Origin of the sequence: Sphingobium chungbukense, assembly GCF_001005725.1 — a bacterium.
Lineage (GTDB): Bacteria > Pseudomonadota > Alphaproteobacteria > Sphingomonadales > Sphingomonadaceae > Sphingobium > Sphingobium chungbukense.
In genome coordinates this window covers 110200-124886 of record NZ_LBIC01000005.1, presented here as the reverse complement: position 1 = coordinate 124886, position 14687 = coordinate 110200, and the positions used below count along the sequence as shown (strand labels likewise).

Annotated in this window: 12 protein-coding genes; 8 read left to right on the top strand and 4 right to left on the bottom strand. The window is 62.2% G+C overall.

Annotated features, from left to right (window positions below):
* The first annotated feature begins 71 nt into the window (after positions 1–71).
* Both YP76_RS29070 and YP76_RS27790 read left to right on the top strand, forming a co-directional pair.
* Positions 72–197, top strand: a complete 126-nt coding sequence (locus tag YP76_RS29070; RefSeq protein WP_269748639.1) for a hypothetical protein — start codon at positions 72–74, stop codon at positions 195–197.
* A 108-nt stretch (positions 198–305) separates the two neighbouring features.
* Positions 306–455 (top strand): lmo0937 family membrane protein, encoded by a 150-nt coding sequence (locus YP76_RS27790; RefSeq protein WP_157035763.1) that lies wholly within the window; start codon positions 306–308, stop codon positions 453–455.
* A 248-nt stretch (positions 456–703) separates the two neighbouring features.
* On the opposite strand, the gene YP76_RS11660 is transcribed toward YP76_RS27790, so the two are convergent.
* Both YP76_RS11660 and YP76_RS11655 read right to left on the bottom strand, forming a co-directional pair.
* A complete protein-coding gene (locus YP76_RS11660) occupies positions 704–3259 on the bottom strand; it encodes an ABC transporter permease (protein ID WP_046763779.1) in 2556 nt (851 codons plus the stop codon).
* On the bottom strand, positions 3256–3975 hold the full coding sequence (locus tag YP76_RS11655) for an ABC transporter ATP-binding protein (RefSeq protein WP_157035762.1): 720 nt from the start codon (positions 3973–3975) through the stop codon (positions 3256–3258). Before YP76_RS11655 ends, YP76_RS11660 begins: the two co-directional genes overlap by 4 nt.
* Between YP76_RS11655 and YP76_RS11650 the strand changes: the two genes are divergently transcribed.
* Positions 3974–4669: an arylesterase gene (locus tag YP76_RS11650; RefSeq protein ID WP_046763778.1), complete on the top strand. Its 696-nt coding sequence runs from the start codon at positions 3974–3976 to the stop codon at positions 4667–4669. The genes YP76_RS11655 and YP76_RS11650 overlap by 2 nt on opposite strands.
* Before the next feature lie 110 nt (positions 4670–4779).
* Here the strand turns inward: YP76_RS11650 and YP76_RS11645 are convergent, their stop codons facing one another.
* Entirely contained in the window at positions 4780–7110 is a 2331-nt protein-coding gene (locus tag YP76_RS11645; protein ID WP_232307520.1) for an arylsulfatase, read from the bottom strand.
* Positions 7111–7241: 131 nt separating this feature from the next.
* Here YP76_RS11645 and YP76_RS26625 point away from each other — a divergent pair, with 131 nt between their 5' ends.
* A complete protein-coding gene (locus YP76_RS26625) occupies positions 7242–7871 on the top strand; it encodes a TetR/AcrR family transcriptional regulator (RefSeq protein ID WP_052757390.1) in 630 nt (209 codons plus the stop codon).
* A 75-nt stretch (positions 7872–7946) separates the two neighbouring features.
* Here the strand turns inward: YP76_RS26625 and YP76_RS11635 are convergent, their stop codons facing one another.
* Positions 7947–10334, bottom strand: a complete 2388-nt coding sequence (locus YP76_RS11635) for a TonB-dependent receptor (RefSeq protein ID WP_046763776.1) — start codon at positions 10332–10334, stop codon at positions 7947–7949.
* Positions 10335–10518: 184 nt separating this feature from the next.
* Between YP76_RS11635 and YP76_RS11630 the strand changes: the two genes are divergently transcribed.
* The 4 genes from YP76_RS11630 to gdhA all read left to right on the top strand — a co-directional run bounded on the left by YP76_RS11630 (position 10519) and on the right by gdhA (position 14630).
* Positions 10519–12246, top strand: a complete 1728-nt coding sequence (locus tag YP76_RS11630) for an arylsulfatase (RefSeq protein ID WP_046763775.1) — start codon at positions 10519–10521, stop codon at positions 12244–12246.
* Between the two features lie 113 nt (positions 12247–12359).
* On the top strand, positions 12360–12539 hold the full coding sequence (locus tag YP76_RS11625; RefSeq protein ID WP_046763774.1) for a hypothetical protein: 180 nt from the start codon (positions 12360–12362) through the stop codon (positions 12537–12539).
* A gap of 257 nt (positions 12540–12796) precedes the next feature.
* The gene (rnk, locus tag YP76_RS11620; protein ID WP_046763773.1) at positions 12797–13207 is read left to right on the top strand and encodes a nucleoside diphosphate kinase regulator; all 411 of its coding nucleotides are present in this window, start codon (positions 12797–12799) and stop codon (positions 13205–13207) included.
* A gap of 73 nt (positions 13208–13280) precedes the next feature.
* The gene (gene gdhA / locus YP76_RS11615; RefSeq protein WP_046763772.1) at positions 13281–14630 is read left to right on the top strand and encodes an NADP-specific glutamate dehydrogenase; all 1350 of its coding nucleotides are present in this window, start codon (positions 13281–13283) and stop codon (positions 14628–14630) included.
* Positions 14631–14687: the final 57 nt, after the last annotated feature.

Genomic DNA, 14687 nt, shown 5'->3' with positions numbered 1-14687 from the left:
CGCACCGAACAAGAGCCCAAGACCGTACTCAACCGGATTAACGGGGTAGCGAAGGCCGCCAGTTCCCAGAAATGGCGGCAGGTATCCAGCCACAGGGAGAATATCAGGAGACCCGAGGCGCCGACCTGCCGAACGTGCGCCTATCGACCATGGGCGCCAGTTGCGCCAACCCGTTGGGCATCGCGCTGCTCGATTAGAAATCCTTGGACTGCAAAGACCAGGCTGACGCACATAGTTCGGCCAGGGCATGGAACCGCATCCGTTCCGAACCATTTAATGTACAGTTACTCAATCGGAGATGGATCATGTTGTGGACCATCCTTCTTATTCTTCTGGTCCTGTGGGCCTTGGGCGCATTCATCATACCCGTCGGCGGCGGTCTTATCCATCTGCTGCTCGTCTTGGCGTTGATCGTCCTGGTTTATCAGCTCGTGGCCGGTAGACGCGTGCCGTGACCGCCTTATATCCTTGATTCATTGTCCTGCTTACCGATCTTCGGATCGCAGTGACATCGCTCATATCCGCCCTTCGAACAATAAGAACCCCGCCGGAGCAAGCTCCACGGCGGGGCCAAGGTTCAGGGAAGCATCACTCCAAGGGGGAAGAGTGATCCGTCGAATCTAGAACCCGTCAGCGATCTTTCAAGGATATGCTGGCCCAAATTGGATCATATTTCACTCCACCCTTCGGGCAGTCGACAAGCTTACAGCGTTCGCAATGCACGCGCCGGCCGAACCGACATGAGGGGGATCGATCCCAATAGGCCGATCCCCAATGTCAGCACTGCGCCCATGCCCAGCGTCGAGAGCACCAGCACCCAATCCGGCGCCCATCCGAAATGGAATATCTCCACGATCACGAACCACGCCGCCGCCAGCCCCAAGCCCAGTGCCACCAGCGCCAGCACCCCGGCAAGCAGCGCATATTCGATCGCCTGCGCGCCCAATATCTGTCCACGCGTCGCGCCCAGCGTCTTGAGGATCACGCTGTCATAGGCACGCGTCTGCCGCGACGCCGCGATTGCGCCGATCAGTACCGCGATCCCCGCCAGGATCGCCACCGATCCCGCCAGCACGATCGCGGTCGACATCTGACCCAGCAGCTCGGTGACCTGCGCCACGACCTCACCGACCGCAATGATCGACACCGACGGGAACGCCGCCAGCAGCGTGCGCGTCATCGCTCCCTCCGACGCGCCCTTCATGGTGATCGTCGCCGACAGGCTATGCGGCGCGCTGCTCAGCGTGGCCGGCGGGAAGACCATGATATAGTTGAACCCCATCGTCTCCCAATTGACCTGCCGCAACGATGCGATCCGCGCCTCGATCTCGCGCCCCAATACTGAGATGGTGAGCGTGTCGCCGATGTCGACGCCCATCACCTTCGCCGCCTCCCGATCCAGCGAGATCAGCGGTGGCCCGGCATAGTTTCGCGGCCACCATTGCCCCTTCACCAGTTCCGATCCCTCGGGCAGCGTCTCGCTATAGGTGACGCCCCGCTCGCCGCGCAGGAACCATGCGCCCTCGGGCAGCTCCTTGAGGTCCGCCACGCGCTGTCCGCCATAGGCGACGATCGTGCCCCGCAGGGTCGGGACAATGTTGACCTGTGCCCCCGGCGCCTCTTGCGAGACGAGTGAGAGGAACCGGTCCTTTCCGGCGATGGGAATGTCGAGCACGAACTGGTCGGGCGCGGTGCGGGGCACGCTATCGCGAATTTCGGAACTCAGGCTCGACTGGATCGCCGCGAGCGTCACGAACAGGGTAAGCCCCAACCCCAGCGCCACCACCAATGCCGATGTCTGCGCACCCGGGCGGTGGAGATTGGCCACCGCCAACCGGGCAAGAGGCCGCCGGGGCGCGGGCGCACGGCGCGCCACATATCGGACCAGCAGTCCGATTCCGGTCAACAAGACCAGCACGGCGGCGACCGCGCCCAGCATCGACGCGGCGAACCATGGCTCCTTCGCGGTGCCCAGCGCCAGCGCGACGGCAGCGCCCCCCGCCGCACCTACCGCGATCATGCTGGCGCGGTCGATGGCGCGACGCCTGTCCACCGTCTCGCGGAACAGGGCGGCGGCGGGCAGCGTCCGCGCATGCGCCAGTGGCGGCATGGTGAAGATGAAGGCGATCAGCAAACCGTAGAGCGCGCTGGTGACAAGCGGCCAAGCGGCGATGGCGAAGCCCGGCTGCACCGGCAATATGTCCCGCATCGCCGCCACCAGGCCCAGAGGCAGCACGATGCCCGCCGCCAGCCCGCAACCTATGGCCAGTATGGCCACCGCGCCGATCTGCATCAAATAGATGCGCGCGATGTCGGCGGACGAGGCGCCCAATATCTTGAGCGTCGCAATACCGTTGCGCTTGATCGCCAGATAGGATGCGACCCCGTTGCTGACCCCGATCCCGGCGATGGCGAGCGCAGCAAGACCGATCAGGGACAGGAACTGCCCCATCCGTTCCAGGAAACGGCTGGTCCCCGGCGCGGCCCCGTCGCGGTCCTTGATCTCAAAGCCGGCGGATGGAAAGGCATGTTTCAGCCGGTCGCCGGCTGCCCCCGCGTCCAGGCCCGCTGCCATGCGGATGCGATATTTGCTTTCATAGAGGCTGCCCGGCTGGATAAGGCCCGTGCGCCGGATGCCCTCCATCGACGTGAGGGCGACCGGGCCCAGGGTGAAGCCTTCTCCTACACGATCGGGCTCGTCCGCGATGATGTCATGGATTCGGAAGGTCGCCATGCCATAGCGCAGGGAATCGCCCGGTTTCACGTCCAGCCTGTCCGCCAGCGCCTGTCCGATCACCACTTCGTCCGCGCGCATCGGCCCTGCACGTCCCGCTTTCAACATCAAGGTGCCGTAGAGCGGATAGGCCGCATCTACTCCCTTGAGTTCGGTCAGCACCGCGGACGGGGCGTGGCCGGCCCCTGCCCGTTGCGTTTCAACCCGCTGAGCCATGGCACGAAGCCTGATCGTCTCGCTCGATACCCCTTCCCGACGGAATGCCGCCTTCTCGGCCGCGCTCGCCTCACGCTGCGACATCGCCACCTCGACATCGCCGCCCAGCAATAGCTGCCCCTTGCTTGCGATCTCGCCCATGATGGCGGCGGTCAGGCCACCGATCGTGGCAAGCGTCGCCACCCCCAGAAACAGGCAGATGAAAAGCAACCGCAAACCGCGAAAGCCGCGATGCAGATCGCGCCGGGCGATCCGCCAGCAACCCCGCCAGCCCAGCCCCGGCCCCCATTCCGCCCCCAGCACCGTCATGGCCGCCGGTCCGCAATGATCAGGCCGTCGCGCATCTCGACGATGCGGTCACACCGCTCGGCAAGGGCAGGATCGTGGGTGATGATCACCAGCGTCGCGCCATTGGCTTCCCGCCGGGCGAACAACAGTTCGACGATCGACCCGCTGGTCGCCCCGTCGAGATTGCCCGTGGGCTCATCGGCAAAGATGATGCCGGGCTCGGGCGCAACGGCGCGCGCGATGGCGACGCGCTGCTGCTCGCCGCCGGAAAGTTGCGCGGGGTAATGATGCAGCCTGTGTCCCAGTCCGACCGCCTCCAGCTCATTCGCGGCGCGGGCGAATGCATCCCGGAAACCGGCCAGTTCCAGCGGCACCGCAACATTTTCCACGGCCGTCATGGTCGGCAGCAGGTGGAAGCTCTGCAACACGATGCCCACGCGCCCCCGCCTCGCCCGCGCCAGCGCATCTTCGTCCAGCGGTCCATAATCGATTCCCGCGACGCGCACATCACCGCCGCTCGCGCGCTCCAGACCCGACAGGATCGCCATCAGCGACGACTTGCCGGACCCCGACGGTCCCAGGATCGCCAGGCTCTCTCCCTTGGGGATGGAAAGGTCGACGCCCTTCAAAATAGGGGTGGGCGCTTCACGGCTGCCAAGCGAGAGGGTGACATTGCGCGCTTCAATCGCGATATGGTCGAGGTGGGAAGAACCGTGCATCAGCGAAAGGAACTCCATGAACGCGGGGAGATGGCCGATATATGTGGGTATGGCAGCGATTGTGCAATTGCTCACCGCTTGTTCGAATGAACCGGCCACCAGCAACGGCGCCGTCCCGTCCGCACAGCTCCAGAACGGCGCCGCTCCGATAGCCGACGGAAAGCTGATCCTCGCCTTCGGCGACAGCCTCTATGCCGGATACGGCGTGGCCCAGAATGAGAGCTTTCCCTACCGCCTCGAACAAGCGCTGAGGGCGAAGGGGCTGGCGGCCCAGGTCCATAATGCGGGCGTTTCGGGCGAAACTTCCCTAGGGGGCATGCAGCGCCTCGCCTTCACCCTCGACGGTCTTCCGCGCAAGCCCGACCTGCTGCTGATCGACCTGGGCGGTAACGACATGCTGCGCGGCCTTCAACCGGAGGAGAGCGAAAAGAACCTGCGCGCCATCCTGGACGAACTCAAGCGGCGCCAAATCCCCGTGCTCCTCACCGGCATGCGGGCCGCGCCCAATATGGGGGCGGAATATGGCGCCAAGTTCAACGCCATCTATCCCCGGCTGGCGAAGGATTACGATCTGTCGCTCTACCCTTTCTTCCTCGATGGCGTCATTGGCGACGCCAAGCTGATGCAGGCGGATTCCATTCATCCCAATCCCGCCGGCGTGAACGTGATCGTCGGCAAAATAACGCCGATCGTCATGAAATCGCTCGGCTGAGAGCGCAGAAAAGCCATCAGCCGGCTACTCGTGCAGCGCTTTTGCGCCGATGGCCACTGCGTCCTCACGACGGATCGTCGCGGGCATCATTTCGGTCTTCCAGACGCCCATCACTTCGGGAAATCAAGGGAAACGCTTCGCAATTTCCCGGTAAAGAGCGACGGCACAGCATAATCTCCTGCCGGGGAGCCATAATCAGCCCCGACATCCATGCCTTCATTCAGTGCGAAGCTCCCCGCAAGCGTTCGTGGCAGCCTGCCGGAGCCCATTGCCTTGCCATCGGCAAGCAGGGTGATCGTCCCGCCACGCCCCCGCTCGCGATCCTTGCCGTCATAGTCGAAGCGAACGGACAGGTTTTTCGTCCCCTCAGGGATTTGGGCGTCGGCCCTGACCGTGAAATGGTCGACAAGAGCGAGATTATAATCGAACACCAGCCGGCCGCCCTCCATGCGGATCGCCCACCCTCCCGTCATGCCGCCCTGTGCGATCAATATGCCACTGTCAGTCGGCATGAAATCGCCATCCGCCCTGATCGTCCAGGAACGATTGCGAATGCTGGGAGCGATCGCTTCCGGCAGGCCGGCCAGCCCCGGATAATAAGTGAAGCTGGTCCGCGTTTGCGGTCGTTGCAGCGCCGCCATCCGCGAACCCGCCCGCCAGTCGAGCGGCATTACATCGTTGCGCTTCGCTTCCTCCCACCAGAGAATCTTCAATGCCTCAAGCCGCTCGGGCGCTTTCGCGGCGAGATCATCGGCCTGGGTGAAATCCTTGTCGAGATTGTAAAGCTCCCATTTGACCTCGTCCGGATCAAGCGCGTCGCGGTTCGCCTCCCAGGGAATGGCGATCCTTGCCGAAGCCATCCATCCCTTGTCGTAGATGGCACGGTTGGCGAAGACCTCGAAATATTGGCGGCTGCGCACTTCCGGCATATGGGCGTCGCTGAACGTCGGCAGCAGGCTGACGCCATCCATCGGTTTTTGCTTGAATCCGTCGACGCTCTCGGGCGCCGGCACATGTGCCGCTTCCAGCAGGGTCGGCGCGATGTCCGTGACATCGGCGAACTGGGACCGCAGACCGCCACCCTTCTTGATCGCGGCCGGCCACGAAATGACCATCGGATTACGCACGGCGCCCAGATGGGAAACGATCTGCTTGTAATAGCGGAAGGGTGTGTTGACCGCCCACGCCCAACCGGCCGGGTAATTATTATTATATCTCCGTCCGCCCAGGTCGGGAAGGCTCGCCAATGTGGGCCGGGCCTCCTCCTCCAGCCCGCTGGCCGGTGCAAGTTCATTGAGGGTGCCGGTCACCGCGCCTTCCGCGCTCGCGCCATTATCGCCCGCAATATAGACGATCAGCGTATTCTCGCCGCCGGGCATGGCGCGCACCGCGTCCACCACGCGTTTCATCTCCGCGTCGGTATGGGCGGCAAAGCCCGCGAATACTTCCATCTGCCGGGCGGCAATATGCCGCTGTTCGGGTGTCAGGCTGTCCCAGGCGGGCAGTTCGTCGGGGCGCGGCGTCAGCTTCGCGTCGGCCGGGACCACGCCCAGCTTCTTCTGGCGGGCGAATATCTCCGCGCGATACTTGTCCCAGCCCTGATCGAACTTGCCCTTGAACCTGTCGATCCATTCCTTCGGCGCATGATGTGGAGCGTGGGTGGCACCCGTGGCGATGTACAGAAAATAGGGTCGGTCGGGGTGGACCGACCGTGTCTGACGGACCCAGTCGATCGCCCTGTCGGCCAGATCGTGCGTCAGATGATAATCGGGATCGTTGGAGGGGGACAGCGCGCGCATATTCTCGAACAGCAGTGGCTGGTACTGGCTGGTGCCCCAGGCGTTGAACCCGTAGAAATAGTCGAAGCCAAGGGCGTTGGGCCAATGTGCATAGGGTCCGCCCGCGCCCGCCTCCGCGGCCGGCGTGTTATGGTTTTTGCCGAACATTGCGGTCGCATAGCCATTGTCGCGCAGGATGCGGGCGACCGGCGCGGTGCTTTGCGGAATAACGCCGGTATAGCCATCATAGCCGGTGGACAGTTCGGTGACGATCCCGACACCCGCATTATGGGGATTGCGGCCGGTCAGCAGCGCTGCTCTGGTTGGCGAACATATGCCCGCGGTGTGGAACCGATTATACCGCAGTCCGGTACGGGAGAGCATGTCCAGCGCCGGCGAAGGGATCGCCCCGCCGAAGGTCGCATATTGCCCGAAGCCGGCGTCGTCGAGCAGGATGACCACGATGTTCGGCGCGCCCTTCGGAGCTTGTACCGCCTGATGCGGCACGGCCGGAGTGGAATCGCGGTAGGTACGCCCGACGGTCCCCTTGAACGCCGGATCCGGCAAAGGCAGGCTGGTACGATCTGTCTCTTGCGCATGAAGCGGCAGGGCCATGCTCATCAGCGCGCACAATGACGCCTTCCAGATCCAGGATGCAGCCACAGTTTCTCCTATCCCCGCCTACCGCAAGGCATGCTGATAAATTTAAAACATGTGTTTGTAAATATCAGTCATGAGAATTATATCCAAAACCGGAATGGACACGCCGCGTGATCGGAAGCACAGAGGCAAGGATGGTTCTCGCACGCAAGCTCAATCCCAGGAAATCGGTGCCGGACGCGCTTGTGGACGCTGCGCAACGGCTATTTGCCGAACAGGGTATCGACCGTATCTCGTTGCGAGAGGTGGCCGCGGCGGCGGGACAGCGCAATGTGAACGCCGTGCAATATCATTTTGGCGATCGCGCCGGCCTGGTGCGCGCCATCTATGAACGCAACATCCCCGCCCTGGAGCGAATGCGGGCCGATCGCCTCGCCCAATTGCGGGTCGCTCGATCGGGCGCAAGCGCCCGAGATCTCATGGCCGCGTTTTTCGTGCCGCTGACCGAACATGTCGATGAACACGGCCGACGCAGCTATGCGGCTTTCCAGCTTCAGGCACTTGAATCGCCCAATTGGCGTTTCGCCTTCACGGAGATGCCCGATCAAACACCGGTGACGAACCTCATCGTCGACATGATCCTGAATTTGCGGTCGGACATCCCCCGCGAAGTCACTGCGCGGCATCTCATCTACGCGAACATCGTCTTCCTTTCGATGATCCGCGATATCGAAGATATGACGGTTGCACGAAGCGCTAGGGAGAGGGACGAGATCATAGACGACACGCTCGCGCTTGTGACACGCATGTGTACCCCGCCATAAGCATCGTCGCCGCGCACCAAGCCATGATCGAGCCGTTCAAACTATCGTCCGTCGCCATCCCCGGCAGCTTCGACCTCAGAAACGCGTTCGCAGGGTCACGCCATAGGTACGCGGATCGCCGAGCGTGCCGGTGATCGCACCCGTGTTCGCGGCCGACAGGCTCTGGAAATAATCCTTGTCGAACAGGTTGCGGCCCCACAATTGCAAATCCACCGACCCGTCCAGCGCCCGCACGCCGATCCGCGCGTTGAGCAGGCTGTAACCGGGTATCAACGAATAGCGCGACAGGCTGGCCGTCGTATAGAAATTGGAGCGGTAGCTGTAATCGGCGCCCGCATAGACTTCCATATCATGCCCCCAATGGTTGCCGACCGGAGCCTTTGCCTCTCCGCCAACGGAGAAGGCCCATTTGGACACGCCTGGCAGGCGGTCACCCGAAAGATCGCAGAATGTGACGCCCGTCGTCTCGATCGGACAAGGCGCATTGGGGTAGCTCACATATTTCGCGTCGGTGTAGGTGCCCGATCCATAAAGAGAGAGCCATGGAGCCGGGCTGGCCTGGAGATCCGCCTCGATCCCGCGGGTGCGCACTTTGCCGACATTCGTGAAATAGGAGATATTGTTGCGATCCGGCGCGGTATCGACGATCGTCGTTTGATAATCGCTGACATCGGTCCAGAATCCAGCGAGGTTGGCGGTCAGCTTGCCGCCAGCCCAACTGGTTTTGAGGCCCAGTTCATAGCTGTCGATCGTCTCGGGCTTGATCACAGGATCGACGGCAAACTGGCCGGTGGTGATGATGTTGGCAAGGTTGAGCCCGCCGAACTTGTTGCCCCGGCCATAGGTGGCGTAAATCAGCGCATCAGGAGTCACCTTCCACGACAGCGTCGCCTGTCCCGACAGACGGCCTTCCTTCGTTTTCGCCTCATAGAAGTTGGCGACGCCATAGCGGGCGCGGATCGCCTGCGCGGCGGCCTGCTGTGCTGCGGTGAGGCCGCTCAGAACGGCACCTGTCGCCTCCTGATCAAACCAGCCGCCCTTGGTCTCGTACGTATAACGCAGGCCGGTGGTGAGGTCGATCGTCGGCGTGATGTGCCAGATTGTCTGGCCAAACGCGGCATAGCTGTTCGTGACGGGCCGGGAATGGCTGAGGACCGTATAATTGTTGAGCGCCGCCGCACCCACCGCCGGATCAGTGCTGGGCGCCAAGAACCAGTTCGCCGCGTCCGCGCCATAGGCGTTGAGCGCTTCCGCCCTGATCGATTGCCAGAGATAATAAAGGCCGCCGATATAGTCGACCTTGCGTTCTCCCTCGGATGCGATGCGCAGTTCCTGGCTGAACTGTTGCTGGTTGTTGCTCTGGTGGAAATCGCGACCGGCATCGAGGCGCGTGCTGTCGCCATCATTATGCGGATACCAGTCCCACCGCCGCCAGGAGGTGACCGAAGTCAAGCTGTGCCCCGGCAATGTCAGATCCGCGATTGCGGCCACGCCGCCCTGACGCATCTTGTAACGCGGGTTGCCGTTCACATCGACGATGCGTTCACCCGGCGCATCGGTAACGACCGGTACGCCCAACCGGGTCGTCCGGTCGGTATAATTGTTCGCGAAATTGGCGCCATTATCATAGGTGCGGATCACCCCGGTCAGCACGGCTGCGGCGGTTTGCTGCTTCTGGAATCCATAATCGCCGATCAGCCGCAGCTTGAAATTGTCGGCAGGCGTGAACAGCAGCTGCCCGCGCAGGCCGAAATCATGATAATCCTGCGTCCGGCCATGATCATAACGATTGGTGACATAGCCGTCTCGGTCGGTCTTCGAGACGTAGAGCCGGGCAGCGAGCCTGTCGTCGATCAGCGCGCCGCTGGCATAGGCATGCAGTTGACGGAAGTCGTAATTGCCATAGCTTATGTCGCCGCCAAATTCCGGCTCGAAGCTGGGTGACTTTGTGGTAATGACAACGGCACCCGCCGACGTATTCTTGCCGAATAGGGTGCCTTGCGGTCCACGCAGCACTTCGATCCGTTCGATGTCGGCCAAATCGAATACGGCTTGACCCGGTCGCGCCAGATAGACCTGATCCATATAAACGCCTACCGCCGGCTCCAGCCCGTCATTATAGACCGAGACATTGTTGCCAAGTCCCCGGATATTGATGCTGGTGTTGCGCGGATTGGTGACCGTCACCACCAGACTGGGGCTGAGCGCCTGAAGATCGCGCAAATTGTAAGTCCGCGTGGCCGCGAGCTTATCCCCGCCATAGCTGTTCGCAGCAACAGGAACGTCCTGGATTTTTTCGTCCCGGCGCCGGGCCGTGATGATGATCGCGCCGCCATCATCCATGGCATCGACGGCCGATGGAATAGCGGCGACTTCGCCTTCCGTCGCACGGGCCTGCGGCACGGCGATGGCGGCGAGAGCGAATGCCAGAGCGAAGGTGGAAGAAGAACGCAGGATAGTCATGAAATCCCCTTTTTTCAGCGACCAGGACGGTTGAATGATTCTCAACTCATCCACTAGAGAAATCACTGGACAGCCTGCCAGACAGTTTTTCTATCAATATCATAGACAATTGATTGCTACGAATTTCCGGCCCTTTTGCCTTAGGTCCAGCGCCTGACGCGCCAATCGGTTCTGGAGATATCGGATGAGTAAATTTCTGAAATCAGCTATTTTTTTGACCGCGACCGCTCTTTCATGGGGCGCCATGGGGCAGGCGCGGACCACACCGGCGGCGACCGGCAGCACTGTTCCGGCGCCTGCCCAGCAACGCCCGAACTTCCTGCTGATCGTCGCTGACGATCTTGGCTGGTCGGACCTTGGATCGTTCGGTGGAGAGATTGCGACACCCAATCTGGACGCCATCGCGAATGCCGGCGTCCGCTTCACCGGCTTCCACACCGCACCGACCTGTTCGCCGACGCGCTCGATGCTGCTGAGCGGTGTCGACAATCACCAGGCTGGCCTTGGCAGCATGGCGGAGACCCTCCAACCCGAACAGACCGGCCAGCCGGGCTATGAAGGCTATCTCAACGATCGGGTCGCCTCCATCGCCGAACTCTTGCATCAGGGTGGTTATCGCACGCTGATGGCGGGGAAGTGGCATCTGGGCCTCACCTCCGAACGCGGCCCGGCGGCGCGGGGTTTTGAGCGGTCCTACGCTCTGCTCCAGGGCCTTGGCAATCATTTCGGCGCGGACCAGAATAAGGCGTGGAGGGCGATCGATGCCGCGCCGACCTATCGCGACAACGGCAAGATCGTCTCCTATCCCAAGGGGCGCTTTTCGGCCGATTACTTCACGGATCGGCTGATCGGCTTCCTGGAGGAGGGCAGGAAGGACAAACGCCCCTTCTTCGCCTATCTGCCCTATTCGACGCCGCACTGGCCGATACAGGCGCCGGCGGAAGACATCGCCAGATATAAGGGCCGCTATGATGCGGGGTACGAGGCGCTGCGCGATGCACGGTTGAAACGCCAGAAGGAGCTCGGCCTGGTGCCCGCCGATCTGACACCGCACGCGTTTCAGAATGTAAAGCCGTGGGCCTCGCTCAGCCCGGAGGAAAAAGCGGTGGAGGCGCGCAAGATGGAAGTCTATGCCGCGATGGTCGACCGCATGGACCAGAATGTCGGCCGGGTCGTCGCGACCCTCAAGCGCCTGGGCAGATATGACGACACGGTCATCATCTTCCTCGCCGACAATGGACCGGAAGGCAATGTGATCGACGCGCCGTTCCAGGCCGCGTCGAAGCCTGAGGGCGCGGCGAAGCTGGGCATCGACAACAGCCTCGGGAATATCGGCGCGGCCACCTCCTACGTCGGCTATGGCCCCGGCTGGGCCCAGGCGAACAGCTCGCCATCCTGGCTGGTGAAGGGCTATCCGACCGAAGGCGGCACGCGCGTGACCGCTTTTGCCGCCGGGCCGCATGTCGCCGGCGGACGGATCGCCAACGCATTCCTCAGCGTCACGGATGTGGCGCCCACGCTGCTCGACCTCGCAGGACAGACACAGCCCGCCAGCTTCGCAGGGCGGCCCATCCTGGCCATGCAGGGGCATAGCCTTGTGCCCGTGCTGACCGCCAGCCAAACCAACCTGCGCCAGCCGACCGAACCCGTCGGAACGGAGCTGTTCTATCGTCGCGCCCTGCGCAAGGGCGACTGGAAGGCGGTCTACCTGCCGAAGTCCGGCAGCACCTATCCGCGCGGTGGCTTTGGCACTGGCACATGGCAGTTGTTCAACGTCGCCAAGGACCCTGCCGAGGCGCACGATCTGGCGACAAGCGAACCGACAAAGCTGCGGGAACTGATCGCCGATTGGGACAGCTACGCCAGGGAAAAGGGCGTCGTCGTCCCCGCAGCTCCGGCTGCGGAGAAATGAATGTCATGCGCTAGTGTGGTGGATTTGAAATACGCCTCCTTATAGCGGCCAGGTGGGGAGCGTATTTCAAATCCATAAACCACAGTAGAATCATATATTTGCTAGTGACCCTGATGAATCTGAAGTTCGTTCAACGCCTGCCCGACAATGTGACGAACTTCAGATTCGGGTCACTAGGGTGGTCCCGCGGCGTTGACGATGGCCCCGGTGGCCACGTCGCGGCGCAGGCCCGCGCCTCTGTTGCTTCGCCGCACCTGGGCGCGGTCGAGAAAGCGGAAATGGCCGGCTTCTGACCTCCGCCGGCATCATCTCGCATGAACCATCGAAGGCAGGCGAAACTGGCGGCGTTTGACTCGCACGACTTCGCCTGCCAAAGTGCCGGCATGAACTTTCGGGTCAACTTTGCGCGCTTTCGCCATCACGGAGGGCAGCTTCTCGCGGGCATATAGCCCCGGGTCTCGGCGCACTTGCCCCGGACTCGGGGCAAATCGACACATGATGGTCGCCGCCTTGAGGGGCAGGCGCCCCCTCACGATCGAAAGTCAGCGCCATGGCCAGCCGCCTCAAGACAAAACGCCCTCCCGTTCGCCTCATCGACACCGAAGCCGAAAGGCTCACCGACATTGCCCTGAATGCCTCCGGCCCAGCGAAGCAGGCGGGAGAATTGCTGCTCGATGAAATTGCCCGGGCCTCGATATGCAGGGCCGACCAGGCTCCCGGCGATATCATTACCATGCATTCGATGATCGAATTCGAGGACGCGGCGAGCGGCGCCAGCCGTACGGTGCAACTGGTCTATCCCGGAGAAGCCGATATATCGAAAGGACGCATTTCGATCCTCACGCCCGTGGGCGCCGGTCTGATAGGCTTGAGCGCGGGCGATGTGATCCTTTGGCCCGACCGCGACGGACGCGAGCGACCTCTCGCCATTTTGAAGGTTACGCAGCCGCCGCGATCCTAGGCAGAGCGATCATCATCCGCCCGCTTACCCGCATGTTTTCACACAATAAAATAACTGAACAGGAGGCCCGACTTTGCCACGGATCGACGAAAAGCTTCTTCCCATTTACGAGGATGTCCTGCGACGCAATGCAGGCGAGACGGAATTCCATCAGGCCGTCGAGGAGGTTCTGGAAAGCCTGGGCGCCGTCATCGCGAAACATCCGGAATATATCGACAATGCGCTGATCGAGCGGATCTGCGAGCCGGAAAGGCAGATCATCTTTCGCGTCCCGTGGGTCGACGATAATGGGCATATCCACATCAACCGCGGCTTTCGTGTGCAGTTCAACTCCGCACTGGGGCCATATAAGGGGGGCTTGCGGTTCCATCCGTCCGTCAATGTCGGGATCATCAAGTTCCTCGGTTTCGAACAGACCTTCAAGAACGGGCTGACCGGCATGCCGATCGGCGGCGGAAAGGGCGGCTCCGACTTCAATCCGCGCGGCCGGTCGGATGGCGAGGTCATGCGCTTCTGCCAATCCTTCATGACCGAACTGTATCGGCATCTGGGTGAATATACCGACGTTCCCGCCGGCGACATTGGTGTCGGCGCTCGGGAGATCGGCTATCTGTTCGGCCAGTATAAGCGCCTTACCAACCGGTACGAGGCCGGTGTTCTGACCGGCAAGGGGTTGATCTACGGCGGATCGCGGGCGCGGACGGAAGCGACGGGATATGGAGCCATCTATTTCATCGACCAGATGCTGAAGACCAGGGGGCAGAGCCTCGATGGCAAGCGCGCGGTCGTATCCGGGTCGGGCAATGTCGCGATCTATGCGATCGAGAAGATCAATGAGTTCGGCGGCAAGGCGGTCGCCTGTTCGGACTCGTCGGGCTTCATCGTCGACGAAGACGGAATTGATCTGGAACTGCTGAAGGAAATCAAGCTCGTCCGTCGTGAGCGGATTTCGGACTATGTCCGTCTGAAAGGCGAACGAGCCTATTATTCCGACCAGGGATCGGTCTGGGAAATTCCGTGCGATGTGGCGGTGCCATCGGCCACACAGAATGAGCTGAACGGAAATGACGCGACAGCCCTGATACGCAATGGCGTCATCGCCGTGGGAGAAGGCGCGAACATGCCCTGCACGCCGGAGGCAGTGCGTCTCCTGCAACAAGCCGATATTCTCTTCGGTCCGGCGAAGGCCGCCAATGCCGGGGGTGTCGCGACCTCGGCGCTGGAAATGCAACAGAACGCCTCGCGCGACAGCTGGACTTTCGAGGAGACCGAGGCCCGTTTGGCCGCGATCATGCGCCGCATTCACGATAGCTGTGCGGAAACCGCCGAAGCCTATGGCGCGCCAGGCAATTATGTTCTTGGGGCGAATATCACGGGCTTCGTGCGGGTCGCCGAAGCGATGCAGGCCATGGGAGTCATTTAGCGATCGAGGCTCGGCGCCTGCCGGATCGCAGGGGCCGGACACCGCCGTGTGTGGCGG

Excerpts from the sequence above, each read along its gene's own strand:
- YP76_RS29070 (WP_269748639.1), top strand. The coding sequence starts at position 72 with ATGGCGGCAGGTATCCAGCCACAGGGAGAATATCAGGAGACCCGAGGC.
- YP76_RS27790 (WP_157035763.1), top strand. The coding sequence starts at position 306 with ATGTTGTGGACCATCCTTCTTATTCTTCTGGTCCTGTGGGCCTTGGGC.
- YP76_RS11660 (WP_046763779.1), bottom strand. The coding sequence starts at position 3,259 with ATGACGGTGCTGGGGGCGGAATGGGGGCCGGGGCTGGGCTGGCGGGGT.
- YP76_RS11650 (WP_046763778.1), top strand. The coding sequence starts at position 3,974 with ATGAACGCGGGGAGATGGCCGATATATGTGGGTATGGCAGCGATTGTG.
- YP76_RS11655 (WP_157035762.1), bottom strand. The coding sequence starts at position 3,975 with ATGGAGTTCCTTTCGCTGATGCACGGTTCTTCCCACCTCGACCATATC.
- YP76_RS26625 (WP_052757390.1), top strand. The coding sequence starts at position 7,242 with ATGGTTCTCGCACGCAAGCTCAATCCCAGGAAATCGGTGCCGGACGCG.
- YP76_RS11635 (WP_046763776.1), bottom strand. The coding sequence starts at position 10,334 with ATGACTATCCTGCGTTCTTCTTCCACCTTCGCTCTGGCATTCGCTCTC.
- YP76_RS11630 (WP_046763775.1), top strand. The coding sequence starts at position 10,519 with ATGAGTAAATTTCTGAAATCAGCTATTTTTTTGACCGCGACCGCTCTT.
- YP76_RS11625 (WP_046763774.1), top strand. The coding sequence starts at position 12,360 with ATGAATCTGAAGTTCGTTCAACGCCTGCCCGACAATGTGACGAACTTC.
- rnk (WP_046763773.1), top strand. The coding sequence starts at position 12,797 with ATGGCCAGCCGCCTCAAGACAAAACGCCCTCCCGTTCGCCTCATCGAC.